The sequence below is a fragment of the Pseudoalteromonas luteoviolacea S2607 genome (assembly GCF_001625575.1).
In the GTDB taxonomy this organism is placed as follows: domain Bacteria; phylum Pseudomonadota; class Gammaproteobacteria; order Enterobacterales; family Alteromonadaceae; genus Pseudoalteromonas; species Pseudoalteromonas luteoviolacea_E.
This window is the reverse complement of the sequence record NZ_AUXV01000019.1, coordinates 155,432-170,610: the sequence shown is the minus strand read 5'-3', so window position 1 is coordinate 170,610 and position 15,179 is coordinate 155,432. Positions and strand designations below refer to the sequence as shown.

Below are 15,179 nucleotides of genomic sequence, written 5' to 3'. Positions count from 1 at the left end.
CATGTTTCCTTTAACTTAAGCTGTAACCAACTTGTCGGCAAAGCCGTCACCATATTCTAATGCTTCAAGGTTAAACCACTGGGCAAGGGTTTGACCAATATCTGCGAAGCTGTTTCTTTCACCTAATGGAGTATTGTTCATTCCATTACGGTATGCCAACACTGGCACATATTCTCGTGTATGATCGGTACCAGGTGCAGTTGGGTCGCATCCATGGTCCGCTGTAATAATCAACAAATCGTCGTCTTGTAGCTTACCTAAAATTATTGGTAAGTATGCATCAAACTCAGCCAGCGCTTCAGCGTAGCCAACAGCATTGCGACGGTGACCAAATTTTTCGTCAAAATCTACTAAGTTAGTAAATATCAGGCTGTTATCAGGTGCTGACTCAATCACTTCGCTGGTTTTATTTAGCAAGTTCATCAAACCTGGAGCCTTATGTTTTTGGGTAATGCCTTGGTGCGCATAAATGTCTGCAATTTTACCAATGCTGATCACCTCACCACCGTTACCTGCTAGCTTATCTAGTACAGTAGGTGCTGGTGGTAATACAGAATAATCACGTCGATTTCCTGTACGAATAAAGTCGGCACTCGAAGTGCCTATAAACGGCCGCGCAATCACTCTACCTATGTTCATTTCATCAAGCAGTGCCCGTGCGATTTCACATACTTGATAAAGCTTTTCAAGGCCAAATGATTGCTCATGAGCGGCTATTTGAAAGACGCTATCAACTGAGGTGTAACAAATTGGCTTGCCCGTTTTGACATGCTCTTCACCCAGCTGTTCTAGAATTACTGTGCCCGAACCGTAACAGTTCCCTAAAATTCCAGGGATTTCAGCTCTTTTACACAGCTCATCAATAAATTCTTGTGGGAAACAAGGTTGCGTATTTGGAAAATAGCCCCAGTCAAATAACACCGGTACACCCGCCATTTCCCAATGACCTGAAGGCGTGTCTTTTCCGCTCGAAAGCTCTTTAGCATAACCCCAAGCCGCATTAGGCTGCTGTCGCTCAGAAACTAAGCAAGGTTCTCCCCCTGCCGCTTCACATGCATCGACTAGACCTAGCTTGCTAAGATTCGGGATTGCTAACGCTTCACCTTTTTCCTCTTTATAAGCTTTTAAAAGATGAGCAAGTGTATTGGCGCCTACATCACCAAATTTATCAGCATCTGGCGCTGCACCAACACCAAGGCTATCTGCCATTAAAATAATTGCTCTTGCCATATATCACCTCTCATCTTTTGTCTGGGCCATATTTTGTTTTTATAAAGCATTTAAGCTCCCAGAGGACGTTACTTTATTGCTACCTAAATATATCGTACAGGACATTAGTCCGCTGTCACAAAACAGTAATATAATAATCACCGTACCTATTTTACCTAAAATAAAAATCTGGTTATACCAGAGGACATAAGTCCTGTTTTGAGAGTCCTAAAACATTTAAATTTGATCCTTAAGCGAGGCAAAAGAGATTAATCGTGTCTTTTTTGCTATTGTGATCTTCCAACGTTAACAATAGCTGGGTGTGAACTTTAGTGACACGAACAATTATAGCCATAGCTGGCGCTTCTGCGTCCGGTAAGTCTCTTTTTAGTCAAACAATATATAATGAATTAGTAAATGAACTTGAATCAGGTGCTATTGCCGTTATAGAAGAAGACGCTTACTATAAAGATCAATCGCATTTGCCGTTTGAGCACAGAACTCAAACCAATTATGACCATCCGGATGCGTTTGAGCATGCGTTGATGAAAGAGCACCTTGGACAGTTGCGTCTAGGTAAATCGGTACAAGTTCCAACTTATGATTATGCTCAACATACACGCAGTAGTGAGACACGCACGGTAAACCCGGCAAAAATTTTAATTGTCGAAGGGATTTTACTGTTAAGCGACCCAGCATTAATAGAAGAATTTGATATAAAGGTATTTATTGATACCCCACTTGATATTTGTTTATTACGCCGTATGCAGCGTGATATCGAGCATAGAGGCAGAAGTATATCTTCTGTTGTAGAGCAATATCAGGCAACGGTAAGACCGATGTTTTACCAGTTTATCGAACCATCGAAGCACAATGCCGACTTGGTCGTGACCCGTGGCGGTATGAATCGCGTTGCGATTGATATTATTAAAAGTAAAATAAAATATTTGCTGCAAGAATAAAACGGGAACATTTTGGCATGACAACAATAATGAGCCTAGTCGGCATGATGATGCTACTAGGTATTGCTTTCGCGGCTTCAACGAACCGCAGCGCAATTAATAAAAGAACTGTGGGAATCGCATTCCTTATGCAGGTCGTCATTGGCGGCTTTGTATTATTTATAGAAGCGGGTAAAAACGCACTGGCTGCGATGTCATCAGCCGTGTCGTCAGTGATTGGTTATGCCAATGACGGTATTAGCTTTTTATTTGGCCCTCTGGCTGCTCAAGAGTCCATCGGATTCATATTTGCAATTCAGGTTTTACCTGTCATTGTATTTTTCTCAGCGTTGGTAGGTGTTTTATATCATCTGGGAATCATGGAATGGATAATTAAAATTTTAGGTGGTGGATTACAAAAGCTACTTAAAACGTCACGACCAGAGTCTTTGTCTGCGACTGCGAATATATTCGTTGGTCAAACAGAAGCGCCTTTAATAGTGAAACCGTTTATTCCAAAAATGACACAATCAGAGTTATTTGCGGTTATGGTGGGCGGTCTAGCCACTGTTGCAGGCTCTGTAATGGCTGGATATGTAGCAATTGGTGTCGATCTGAAATATTTGATCGCGGCGAGCTTTATGGCGGCACCTGGTGGCTTCTTGATGGCAAAAATGATTGTGCCAGAAACTGAGAAGACAAAAGAGAATTTAGCCGAAGTAGACAGCGGCGAAGACAAGCCTGTAAACGTAATTGATGCAGCAGCAGCTGGCGCATCAAGCGGTATGCATTTAGCACTGAATGTAGGTGCAATGCTTTTGGCATTTGTCGCACTAATCGCGCTGATGAATGGCTTGTTAGGCGGTATTGGTAGCTGGTTTAATCACCCAGACCTAACGCTGCAAGAGATTTTAGGTTATGTCTTTGCACCTGTCGCTTGGATGATTGGTGTACCATGGGCAGAAGCCACAACGGCTGGTAGCTTTATTGGCCAAAAATTAGTAGTCAACGAATTCGTTGCTTACTTGGACTTTATGAATTATCGAGATGGGTTAAGTCCTCATACTCAAGCAATTGTCACATTTGCGTTATGTGGATTTGCTAACCTGTCATCGATTGCAATTTTACTAGGTGGACTAGGCGGTATGGCCCCTAGTCGTCGAAAGGATATCGCACGCTTAGGGCTCAGGGCGGTTTTAGCAGGGTCAATGGCTAACCTAATGAGCGCAGCAATAGCAGGTTTTTTCCTCTCGCTAGCTTAGAAACTTAACGAGATATGCCGCTTTTGCAAAACAATTGGTTGGTTACCTTAAGGGGTTAGGGTAGCCATACTAACTTGAACGATACTTCACCAAAGGGCCTTTATGGCCCTTTTATCGTTTCTAACACCATGAAATACCCCCCCACAATTTCCTATTTCCTCTTGGTATACAGTCCTATTGATAATCAATTTTCCATTCCCATACAACTGGACCAACCTTTATGAAACAACAAGGTCACAACTTCATTTTAATTTACATTTGATACACAAAGAAATATCATTGCATTAATCAAAAGGGAAGAAATAGAAACAAGAGAACATTATTCATTCTCACCCCCTCTATTTGATTGTTTCCAAAACCAATAAAACTAATTAAGGAAAGTTCAGTGTCACTAAGCAACAAGCGCAGTTTGCTTGCCATATCCGTAGCCGCAATATTGAGCGGTTCAGGGTTTGCCAACGAAGATATAAGCCGCACTCAAATTGAAGACTCCAATGCATCAGCCCCCACAACCGAAGAAAGCGAAAAAGCGGAACGTATAGTTGTAACCGGATCTCGCATTAAGCGAGACAGCTTTTCTGTTGCAACCCCTATTGCAACACTTTCTAAAGACGCATTAAGCGATGCAGGTTTAGGTTCACTATCAGAAATCCTCGTCGATCAAATGCCACAGATTGGAGAAGGGTCAAGCAACAGTAACTCGCAAAGCAGTGTACAAAACACCGGCCTATCAACGGTAGATCTAAGAGAACTTGGAATAAACCGCACACTCACTTTAATTGATGGACGCCGCGTTGTTTCTAATAGTTATTCAGGTAATTATGTCAGCCTCTCTACCATTCCAACGGGCATGGTTCAAAGGGTTGAAATCATCACTGGCGGTGCATCTGCAGCATATGGCTCTGACGCCATTTCCGGTGTTGTAAACATCATCACCCAACAAGATAAAGAGGGCGCATCATTTAATGTGAGAACTGGTGAAAGTACCGAAGGCGGTGGTCGAGAGCTCACATTTGACGCTGATTTTGGTACCAGTTACGCAGATGGCCGAGGCTACTTGTTCGTCAGCGCCTCTTATGATGAACAATTTGGCTTAGAGTACTGGGACCGAGACCGCGCGCAGCAACAAGATTACTGGGACTATGACGAAAAGCGCATGTGTAACACTATGCTCACGGCCATATATGATGAGCAGAACAAGACCGCATTTCAGTGTATGCGAGACATTGAGCAATCAGATTGGCGATCGTTGAGCGATTCAATACCTGGGGGTGTATTTGACGAAGCGAGTAGCTTTAGGCCGAATGCTGGCTTTTGGTATGATGGCACAACCTTACGAGATGACTGGCAAGAAGAAAAGCACGGTATCCATTTCAATCAATTTACAATGCTAAAAGTACCAGACAAAGCCCTCAGCGCAGCCCTCAAAACCGAGTTTGAATTTGAGTCCGGCACTCAAGCTTATTTCCAATTTCATCTCAGCCAAAATGACTCAACAAACCCAAAGTCGCCTGAAAGCGAAGATGAATGCGATCCTATCGTCACTTATAACCCACAAAATGATCAATTTGGCTCAGATTGTATGGGCAGAATCCCGTACGATAACCCATATATGCCAGAGGCAATTCGTGCTCAAGCCAGTGAACGCGGCGTAAAGTGGGACCGCCTCTTTCAAGAAGTGGGTAATATCGTCAATAGTAATGACCGTACCACAATTAGATCTTGGACAGGGCTAAGAGGGTATGTGTGGGAAGATTGGGAATGGGATGTGTCGCTTGGTTATGGCAAGTTTACGCAAAAACAAACCCGTACCAATGAAATTATCGTTGCTCACGCTAAATACGCACTGAATGCTGAGCAGCTTGACGATGGTACCATTCGCTGTAAAGATGCTACAGCTCGCGCAGCAGGCTGTGTGCCACTCAACCTGTTTGGAGAAGGGTCAATCACGCCAGAAGCTGCCGACTACCTGAGAGTCAATGCGCAAATAAATACTGATATAAAACAAACAACATTTGCAGCTGTACTTACTGGTGATTTATATACGTTACCTGCGGGCCCAATCGCGTCGGCATTTGGCTTTGAGTATAGAAAGGATGAACAAAGTGTCGCAACCAATGTGCCACAAGGTGGTATCACATTTAACTACGTCCCAAATTTCTCGGGTGATGTCAGCGTATACGAGGCTTTTGCAGAGGTATCGGTTCCGCTATTAAACAACGCCCCTTTTGCAAAACATTTAAGTGCTGAATTTTCAGCCCGACTTGCTGATTACAGCTGGTCTACAACCGGAATGATCCAAAGTTACAAGGCTGGTTTCATCTACGAGCCAATTGAGGGATACTCAATTAGAGCTAACTGGGCAAGAGCAATGCGCGCTCCAACCATCACTGAGTTAATGTCACCTCCACGAGGAGACTACAATACATTCAGTGACTTTTGCGATGGGGTAACAGCTACTTCAAATAATCCAGGCCATGACAATTGCCGACAAGAAGCGGGCATACTGGCAACCATTGCCGCAGAAGGTGTGTTTGAGGATGAAAATAGCAGCTATTCGCCTAACACAGGTAATTCTGAATTGCATGAAGAAACTGCAGACACCTACACACTAGGGGTTTCTCTTGCACCAGAGTTTATACCGGGTCTTAGAGTCGCCATTGATTACTACGACATACAGATAGAAGATGCCATTACAGCACTTTCTAACGATGACATCATCACTTTCTGTTACAACTCGGCCATCGCATACGGTAGTAGCAACGAATTTTGTAATGACATACGTCGTGACGAAGAAGGTCAAATTGTCGAGGTTCAACAACGTTTGATCAATACCGATGAAATACGTACTAAAGGCTATGATATTGCCCTGCAATATGACTATAACATTGGTGAATATGGTGACTTAACATTTAAGTTGGATTGGGGCCACGTCATTGAGTACTCGATAAAATCGACTGGGCCAGACGGTCAATTTGAAGATTTTGAAGAAGGCTTCTTAGATAGAGATGTTTTCGAAGACAAGGGCTCAGCGTCACTTACTTGGCGTAAAAATGGCTGGCGCGTTCGCTGGAGTACACAGTACAAAGGCTCTATAAAACGTGACAAAGATGATTACGAAAAGTGGCTAGACGCGATGGCTGAAAACCAAGAACGTTGTGCCACGCAAGCCGATACTTGCATCGCAAACCCAGAGTCACTTTGGGGAGGTGACCTGCCTTCAGTAACGACTCATGGACTGAGTATGTCGTACACCATGCCAATGAGTAATGACAGTGAGCTACGCCTCTACGGTGGAGTGAGAAACCTGTTTGATGAACGTGGCCCGTTTATCATCTTTGGTCCCGGTAATTATAACAGCGCATATGGGGGTGGCTTGGGCCGATTTGCATTCGTAGGGGCACAATACACCTTCTAATAAGGCCAACTGAGCCTACATCATCAAGCCAGCTTAAAGTTGGCTTGATTTACATCACGTACAATATGCCCTCTCAGTGAGACAGCTCGCAATAAAACATAAACCTTGAGCGCTCCCTATTCCACGTGAGTGTTCGCTTCACTCCATTCATTCCACTAAATTCGAATGTTAGTAAACCACTTAAACATTTCCTGATGAGATTGCTAGTTTTGTTTAATGGGGTCTTGTATAAATATATGTATATGACCGATTTTATTTTCAGACATAAATCGACTCAATATTTAAAATACCAATAAAAAACGTGATAAATACAAGAATAACTGCAATCCGTCACTAGCACCGACCAAAATAAACATACTCTAGTGGCTGCCCCTATTCTAGGAGAAGGAATTTTTATGAGTAAACTCGCAATTACACTATTTGTAACCATTTTTCTGAGCGCATGTTCTAATATTCGCTCTGTTCCGTACCCCACGCATTTTGAGACACTAGATCAACATGCTGTAAACTTCATTCGTGATGTTCCGACTATCAGCTTGAAAGACTATTCACCACAGTCTAAACGTGCGTTGCAGAAAATGCGTGATAAAGAAATCATGGTCTCTATTTCTGGCGGTGGAGCAAGAGCAGCTGCATTTTCACTCGGCGTACTGGCGGAGCTCGAATACCTTGGGCGATGGACAACGGCACCTAATGATAACAATGCGGTTATGGAAATAGATTACTTTTCTACAGTTTCGGGGGGCGGTTGGGGCGCTGCTTCCTATTTAGCAGACAGAATTCAATCCGGCACTGCAAAATATAGTTTAAATGAGCGGCTCCCAGACATCGAAAAAAAATTTCTCAAATTCTCGTCGGAAAATGATTCATGTTTAACACGAGGTATCGAAAAGCACATTACAACCGGTATAAAGATTGGACAAATAAACACGAATACGAACACAAACTCACCACAGCTCCCCTACTTGTTTATCAACACGACAATTGAAGCTAATCAATCACCATTTATCCCTTCTCCAAAGCATATCAATTACTACCACGTTTCTGATTTTTACGCATGTGGTCGAGGTGAGACTCATCGTGTAACAAAACAAGGCAATTTACTGCCAATTTCTTATGCTGTCGCGATGAGCGGAAGTGTGCCCGGATTTCACTATAGTTCTGCGGCAACAAATATCTGCAATGACCCGATACTATTTAAATCTTCTTTTTGCAGCCGTGGAAAAAACAACTTAAGTGATCTGGTGCTAGTCGATGGCGGGGTTTATGATAACTATGGATTTCAAAGTGCACTCGAAATCCTTAACTCTGCGCCTAGCACAAATAACAAAACACTGATTGTCATTGATTCGAACGCTGATACCGAGATCCCATTCACCAATAATAGTGACCCTTGGAATTTTAGCCTTGGGTTTGGTTCACTGACTAAGGCGGGCTTTCCCAGCAAAACGTCTTCATTCAATCGCCTTTTTAACATGACCGCAAAAGCGATGGGGATTATGCCTATTGTATTGGACTTTTATGGTGCAGCCCTGACAAATGAGCAACTCAGTCGAGTTCAAAAGCTGGGGTTACTAGAGGGACTAGATATTCTTCAAGAGCATGCTAAAAACTATGTTAATTGTTTCGCGGTAGACGGGACCTATTTAGACACAGCTGAACTTAGATCAAAGCATTGGAGCCAAGATTGCGCCGTAAATAATTTTTATAGATCAGGCCTAATTGGAAAAACCACCTATAAATTTGACGACTACTACTTCACATTATTAGAACAACTAGGGCGATTTGTCGTTAGGGTTAATGCGGATAAAATCCATGCCGCCATATATAAATAGCTGATGAGCAACTTGATTTAAGTAGTTCACCGTAAACTCAGTTCAAAGCAGCCAAAACACTGTCAGGTTTATGGAGTTAACCCACATCAACCTGACAGCTAAAATAACGCATATTACTTATTAAGCTGCGCTTTTGCTTCTTCCACTTTAGAATAGTCCAAGCCGAGCTCGGTAACAGCTTCTTTAATTAGCTGTGGGTTTTGCATCACAAGCCCCATTAGTTGCTGCAACTTCTCAGGTGGAATAGCTAATTGTTGCACTGTGGCCATAGCCATAAGGGGGTTTTCTGTAAGGGCTTGGAAAACTTCCTTAATTTTCTCGTCAGAAATATTGTGCTCTTTTAACAAAGCAATAATTGGATTCATGTTTAAACCTTTTCGTTCCTATAATGAGTCAGTATTTCGTACTGCACTCAATCAACTATATATGATGCTGTAGTTATTGGGACTTAGCGCTTTAACTTCAAGACCTATTAATTATTCAGCATTATTTTTCACTAAAACGGCACCGTAGAACCCATCAAATTCAGAACTGATGCCAGGTAATAAACTTACCTCTTGCTCCAGAGACCAGTTTGGATTGTTTGCTAAAAATCGCTGCACTTGCAGTTCGTTTTCTGACGGAAAAATAGAGCAAGTAGCGTAAACTAACTTTCCACCAATACGACACATTTGGCTATAACGCTGCAAAATATCTTGCTGTAGTACAATTAGGTCATCCACACTTTGCTCGCTCAAATGCCACTTCGCATCAGGGTTTCGGCGCAGCACCCCCGTACCAGAACAAGGAACATCCAGTAACACTCTATCAAATTTCTCTTTTTGCCTTTTGATGGTTTTACTATTTTGAATCAATCGAGTTTCGATAACATGTGCACCTGCACGTTTAGCCCGCTTTTTTAAAGTATCTAATTTGTGTTGATGAATATCTAAAGATAACACTCGCCCCTTGTTTTGGAGCAGTGCAGCTATGTGCAAACTCTTGCCACCAGCACCTGCGCAAGCATCCACTACCTTCATACCGGGCTTTAATTCAAGCAGTGGGGCAATTTGTTGAGAGCCGGCATCTTGCATTTCGAAAAGCCCAGTCTGAAATGCATCTGTGCGGAATAAGTAACCCATTTGCTGCACTTCCAGCGCATCAGTAATCGCCTCTACCGGTGACGTTGAGATGCCCTGTTTTGACAGTGATTTTGCAACTGTGTTGTTATCAGCCTTTAAGCTATTTACGCGAATAAAGTTGCTTGCACTGTGATTCAGTGCATGAGCGACTGTAGGCCAGTCATCACCCAACTCTTGTTTTGCTCTTTCATGCAACCACACCGGCATACTCAATTGGATGTCTTGTGGTGCGTCATCAAGTGCTTGTTGCAGTTCGCTCGCTTGAAGCGATTCCAATTCAGGATAATCAGGTATCTGCCCTGTTTGTAAAAACATATAGGCTCCCCAAAAATGCCAACTTTCTTCTAAAGTACATTCTTCGAGGGCATCTAGACGCATTTTATGTCCAGTTATCCAGCATAGTTTTCGGCTAAAACGAATGAGGTTGTATAGAGTTGTAACAAAATATGCTCTTTGTTCTATTGTCCAACCGCCATTGGCAGCCAAATGTTGTTGAATGACTTTATCAGCGTATTGCTCTAAAGTTACTGCTTGTAAGAATGCTGTATGCAAGCAATCTAGCAATTGGCGGGTCACAGTCACGGATGTTCTCTCTTTACAAATTTAAGGCGCGAATTGTAGCGCTTTTCACTATATGACACCACTTAATGACCTATATTTGACCGGATTAAATCACAAAAATTTACATCCTCAACATTGAGCGTATTCCCTTCCTCCCATAGCATGGGTGAAACAATAAATAGATAAGTTGAGCTAGCTTGGCTCTTTGGCCCACATCACGAGGAAATTACCTCAAACGTCGTGCGCCAATTAGCAAGTTTGTGGCATCTCAACTTAGAGAATAAACCAATATAAAATCAACAGGATTTTGAGGAACTTATCCATGAAATCAAAATTGCTACTTGCAGTTAGCTTTATCATCGCCGGCCAGTTACATGCGTCCCCTATGTCTTTAAAGCTAAAAACTAAAAGCCCTTTACAACTTACAGACTCAGAAATTGTGTTTGCATTAAATAAAGACGCCAAGCAATTAGAGCGTATTGAATTGAACAATGGCCAATCGACGGTGATCCAAGCGAATAAAAGTTCTAAAGGGTTTCATTTTGGTCGTATTGCAGGCCATCAAAATGTGCAGGCTTTTATTATTGATGACAAAGGTGTTTATCTCGCTACGCATAAAGATGCGACACGCATTGTCAATTCAGAGAGTTTACTAACCCGCTTACAAGTAGACGACTTCAAAAAAATTGATTTTATGTTGGATGCAAACAACGATGGCCTAAGTGATATTTATCTTCCTGGGTTTACACACAGTGAATTGTATATTCAGCAGTCTGACGGTACATTTAACAGACATCACTTTAAATACTTACTGCCTCTCAGATCTCATAATTACAGCGATAGAATGGAAGTAAGCACAAACTTCAACTCCCTCCCAACCGTTCATGACTTTGACCAAGATGGTAAGCTTGATCTGGTATTTCGAACTCGTGAGAATATTTCGGTCCTCTATGCAAACAAGACGGGCTTCAACAATGAGGTAGAGCATATTTACCTACCTACTTCTTTCGGTAAAACAGACAATAATGCTATACGTACAACCCATGAACTACTTGATATTAATAAAGATGGTCATTTAGATCTTATTACTAGAACCCGCCCAATTACGGAGGGGATTTCAGGGCTAGAAGCCAAAATTGATTATGACCTGTATTTAGGTCAACCAAAAGGGTTTAATTCAGGAGCAATCAAGCTACCACACACTATTGGTGCGGGAGGAATGCGAATAGAGCATGATTTTGACGGAGACGGTTTACTCGATTTACAAACACTCAGTGTCGATATTGGGCTCACTACAATTGCTGCGATGGCACTCGGTGGAGGTAAGGCTGATGTTGATGTGGAAATGCACTTTTTTAAACAGCATCCACATACTCTGTTTGCAAAAAAGCCAAGCACAGAAAAAGAAGTGGAATTAGAAATAGACATGAAACGCTCTATGCGTGGGATCCCCTTTTATACTGGCGACCTCAATGGCGACAAAAAACACGACATTGTCTTCAAATCAGGAGATAAGACACTCAATATTTACTACGGTGCGAGTGAAAATTTGCTCAAAGCAGAGCGCAAGAAAATCAACAAAAAACTCCCCGAAAATGCCAATGATATCGTCTTAGTAGACATCGACGGTAACGGAAAAGAAGATTTTATATTCAAGTATGCTGATGATGCTGGGCATGTGCGGCTTGAAACACTCTTAAATTAAATAGCACAGAGAGCTCGGGCCAAATTTTGCGAGTTAGATTTGGCTCTTATAAGTTCAGATTATATGTTATTTTTTATAAACATCTGATTTATGTTCAAAAATAATCCAACTTCATGTATGGTTCCAATTTGGGAAATTAATTACTACGAAAGGAACTGTACCATGAAGTTAAAATACAACGGATTATTTTTGGCCACAGCTGCTGCGCTGTCTTTAACAGGATGTGGTGGCGGCAATAACAGTGAAACGCCACCAACTATTGATAGGCCGGATCCCACTCCTATCGTCTTTTCAACGCTCTCATTAAAAGCACTCCAACAAAATACATGCGGTAATTCACCCATTGTCGCTGATGTTGTATTTCACAGAGCCAATGGAGAGTTTATATCCAGCGCACAAACGCAAGCTGATGGAACGCTAGAATCCACAATCCCTTCCGATGCTCAGCATGCTTCTTTTGTGTACAGGTCCGTTGATGATAAAGGCGACAAGTACCTGCAGATACAGTCCGTATTAAATATTAGCAATGGTTTTGAAGTAGATGCCTTGGTCTTTAAGAATTACGATGATTGCGGCTGTAATGCGATTAATTACAATCTAGAGACGCTGCGCGCTGAGACACCAGATTCTGAACTTTATGGTGCGAGTGTAGAGCCGATACTTCTTGGCCAGGCAAACGACGAAACCAGTCTGTGTGTAGAAGATCAGCAACAATTATTATTTACTCGATATGAAGATACGCGCAAAGGTGCCATTTTTGATACTTCCAAGCCCGCCACAATTGCCCTTTCAGATGCGCAGTTTACAGCTGAAGGGACAATAATAGATTTTGGTGACCACACCTTTGAACCAAGAGAGCTGATATCATTGTCTGCGTATGCTGGTAACATAAGCGTGTACAACGAACACGTCAATGAAGCGCGCTATAATCACGCGTCTTATAAAGACCAAAATGCGCTTGTTATATTCAAAGACCTTAACACCGTAAATTACCTGTCGACGTCTAGAATTGATGAATCGAATGGGTTTGGCGTTTCAGTGACAACAAACTCTTATGCGATCAATAGGGTAGACAATGAAGGTAAAGTTGCGATTGCATCTCATATTGCCGATGATGAGTCACTCGCTCGCGGTTATCTAAGGTTGGCTGAGTCAATGGCTGATGAAAGCAGCACCGATGTTGCGGTGATTAACTTTAGTGATGCAGATGACAGGATTAACGCCGTTAACTTTACTTTAGACTGGGAAGACGCACAGCAAGGCACGGCAAAATGGCAGTTTATTACAGATGGTGATGACACAATACCTAACTTAATGTTTGGAGACATTGTCCCTGAAGATAGCGTTACACCTTTGAGTATTTCTCTAGATGTGACATTGTTTGCCCTGAATTCTGAACTGAACTTTGAAGATATGAGAGAGATCATGCTACAAGGCCAAGAGAGCTTTGAAAAGCGTGTAGAGTCAAAACTATATGATGGCGCGGCAATTTATTCAATAATTGCTAAAGAGCTTTAAAAACTAAATTAGGGGGAAACCTGTTGGTTTCCCCCTAATATTATTAAGGCATTAACTTCCAAGGGCCATTTGAATTAGTCGGACTTGGCGTATTACCTTTCGTCCACCACTTAGCTTCATATATACGGCCTTCATGACTGGCTTTGTCACCTTTTAAGTAAACCTTAGTGGCGCTCCAAGCTTTGACGCCTCCTACAGGCGGTTTGTCATCAACCGGCGGTAGAGTATCTACGGCAGTTACACTTGGCCAGCCTGTATGAGATTGATAAAAATTGGTGACGCACTTTTCATAATCCCCAGGTACCAAAGCAGAGTATGCAGTTTGATAACCGACCAGTTTACATTCAAACGAATGTCCTCCTGGCCTGTCAGAATAATGCGCCCAGTTTGCTTCCCAGTTTGTATACAGTACGCCATTGGCGCCATCTAGATTAAGGCTACCAAACGGTGTTTGCTGCCAACATGTGTTTTCTTCGTCTGTTTCGATAGGTATGTTGTAATAGTGCGATAACCCTTCCCAGTATCTAATACGGTTTACGGGCTGCCCTTTATATCGATTGTGCTCACCACACTCAATACCGCCATTAATTACATTAATCGTAGTACCAAAGCCGTAGCCAATTCCTGCATTAAGTTCTACTTGAGAAGGGACCCATGTTCTATCTATTACATGTAGCATTGCAGGCTTTGGTGCTTGAGGTGTTAAAAAGAACCATATAGCCGATGCTAAGTTAAGCCAAGAATCAGCGACTCGACCAGGATCATTCAGCAGTACAGTCGCATCACCGTCAAACATCACTTCTGAAAACATGCCATAGTTAAAATGATATGACAGCTGCTTCGCACCTCGGCCAAAATACCCTTGTCCAGCCCCACATGGCCAGCGACGGTTTTGCCAGTCATTTTGGCCACATCCAGTGCGATAACCTCCTTGACCTTCTGACCATCCCATTTCTCGAACATGAACCAATGCTTGTTGCCATTCTTCTAAGCCGTTTGGATTGTCTGAAGTGTTGTCCTTAGAGATATGGCCACCGGTTTCCTGAGCAAAATGAGCAAATGCAGTCACGATAGACTTTTTACAAATTGCGTCTGAATTACGCCCATCCGTATAAGTGCCACAAAATGCAGGGAATTTACCAATAGCACGTAAGAAGCGAGTGTAAGTATACTCTGGTGCAGCCATTTGCGTTAAGAAGTCCCATTGGGCCTGGCCAAACACACGCTCTACACGTTTTACATTCTCAGGATTAGATGCGGCACCAGGCACAATAGCTTCTACAATCGTATTGCTGCGTGTTTCGAGCGCTTTTGACCAAATTGCATACATAGGGTCAGACGTTAGAGCTTGTTCGGCCGCATTTAGGTCAGCGCGAGAAACAAGATAGCCATTTGGATTATTTGGATCAGGCTGCACGTTCATAGCTTGAACAAAGGTGCTTGCACACAATACAGGCGCGCAAAGCATCGCGAGCCTAGCAAACTTGCCTACCTTAGCATTTGAATTATTCATAATTTACCTTTACATGTTGTTGAAATTATTGAATTTGAAAGTCAATTTTTATCGTTTTCAGTTACCAATTTGCGGTTGCTTATTGGCTGTTAAATT

General features: G+C 42.5%; 10 protein-coding genes. 6 read left to right on the top strand and 4 right to left on the bottom strand.

What is annotated here, in order from left to right:
• Positions 1-15: 15 nt before the first annotated feature.
• Positions 16-1,230, bottom strand: a complete 1,215-nt coding sequence (locus tag N480_RS11825; RefSeq protein ID WP_063372707.1) for a phosphopentomutase — start codon at positions 1,228-1,230, stop codon at positions 16-18.
• Between the two features lie 311 nt (positions 1,231-1,541).
• On the opposite strand from N480_RS11825, the gene udk reads away from it, so the two are divergent.
• The 4 genes from udk (at position 1,542) to N480_RS11805 (ending at position 8,665) form a co-directional block, all read left to right on the top strand.
• Complete coding sequence (udk, locus tag N480_RS11820) at positions 1,542-2,171, top strand: uridine kinase (RefSeq protein WP_063372706.1); 630 nt, start codon at positions 1,542-1,544, stop codon at positions 2,169-2,171.
• 17 nt (positions 2,172-2,188) lie between these two features.
• Positions 2,189-3,412 (top strand): NupC/NupG family nucleoside CNT transporter, encoded by a 1,224-nt coding sequence (locus N480_RS11815; RefSeq protein WP_063372705.1) that lies wholly within the window; start codon positions 2,189-2,191, stop codon positions 3,410-3,412.
• 385 nt (positions 3,413-3,797) lie between these two features.
• The gene (locus N480_RS11810; RefSeq protein ID WP_063372704.1) at positions 3,798-6,830 is read left to right on the top strand and encodes a TonB-dependent receptor plug domain-containing protein; all 3,033 of its coding nucleotides are present in this window, start codon (positions 3,798-3,800) and stop codon (positions 6,828-6,830) included.
• Positions 6,831-7,225: 395 nt separating this feature from the next.
• Positions 7,226-8,665, top strand: a complete 1,440-nt coding sequence (locus N480_RS11805) for a patatin-like phospholipase family protein (protein ID WP_063372703.1) — start codon at positions 7,226-7,228, stop codon at positions 8,663-8,665.
• A gap of 113 nt (positions 8,666-8,778) precedes the next feature.
• Here N480_RS11805 and N480_RS11800 read toward each other — a convergent pair whose 3' ends face one another.
• Complete coding sequence (locus tag N480_RS11800; RefSeq protein ID WP_063372702.1) at positions 8,779-9,030, bottom strand: DUF2999 family protein; 252 nt, start codon at positions 9,028-9,030, stop codon at positions 8,779-8,781.
• A 111-nt stretch (positions 9,031-9,141) separates the two neighbouring features.
• Positions 9,142-10,368: an RsmB/NOP family class I SAM-dependent RNA methyltransferase gene (locus N480_RS11795; RefSeq protein WP_081231842.1), complete on the bottom strand. Its 1,227-nt coding sequence runs from the start codon at positions 10,366-10,368 to the stop codon at positions 9,142-9,144.
• Positions 10,369-10,669: 301 nt separating this feature from the next.
• On the opposite strand from N480_RS11795, the gene N480_RS11790 reads away from it, so the two are divergent.
• Positions 10,670-12,052: an FG-GAP repeat domain-containing protein gene (locus N480_RS11790; protein WP_081231841.1), complete on the top strand. Its 1,383-nt coding sequence runs from the start codon at positions 10,670-10,672 to the stop codon at positions 12,050-12,052.
• A 162-nt stretch (positions 12,053-12,214) separates the two neighbouring features.
• Complete coding sequence (locus N480_RS11785; protein ID WP_063372701.1) at positions 12,215-13,570, top strand: hypothetical protein; 1,356 nt, start codon at positions 12,215-12,217, stop codon at positions 13,568-13,570.
• Between the two features lie 43 nt (positions 13,571-13,613).
• Here N480_RS11785 and N480_RS11780 read toward each other — a convergent pair whose 3' ends face one another.
• Positions 13,614-15,038 (bottom strand): chitinase, encoded by a 1,425-nt coding sequence (locus tag N480_RS11780; protein WP_081225336.1) that lies wholly within the window; start codon positions 15,036-15,038, stop codon positions 13,614-13,616.
• Between the last annotated feature and the right edge of the window lie 141 nt (positions 15,039-15,179).

Coding starts and splice junctions, on each gene's coding strand:
- N480_RS11805 (WP_063372703.1), top strand. CDS start 7,226: ATGAGTAAACTCGCAATTACACTATTTGTAACCATTTTTCTGAGCGCA.
- N480_RS11785 (WP_063372701.1), top strand. CDS start 12,215: ATGAAGTTAAAATACAACGGATTATTTTTGGCCACAGCTGCTGCGCTG.
- N480_RS11800 (WP_063372702.1), bottom strand. CDS start 9,030: ATGAATCCAATTATTGCTTTGTTAAAAGAGCACAATATTTCTGACGAG.
- N480_RS11825 (WP_063372707.1), bottom strand. CDS start 1,230: ATGGCAAGAGCAATTATTTTAATGGCAGATAGCCTTGGTGTTGGTGCA.
- N480_RS11815 (WP_063372705.1), top strand. CDS start 2,189: ATGACAACAATAATGAGCCTAGTCGGCATGATGATGCTACTAGGTATT.
- N480_RS11790 (WP_081231841.1), top strand. CDS start 10,670: ATGAAATCAAAATTGCTACTTGCAGTTAGCTTTATCATCGCCGGCCAG.
- N480_RS11780 (WP_081225336.1), bottom strand. CDS start 15,038: ATGCTTTGCGCGCCTGTATTGTGTGCAAGCACCTTTGTTCAAGCTATG.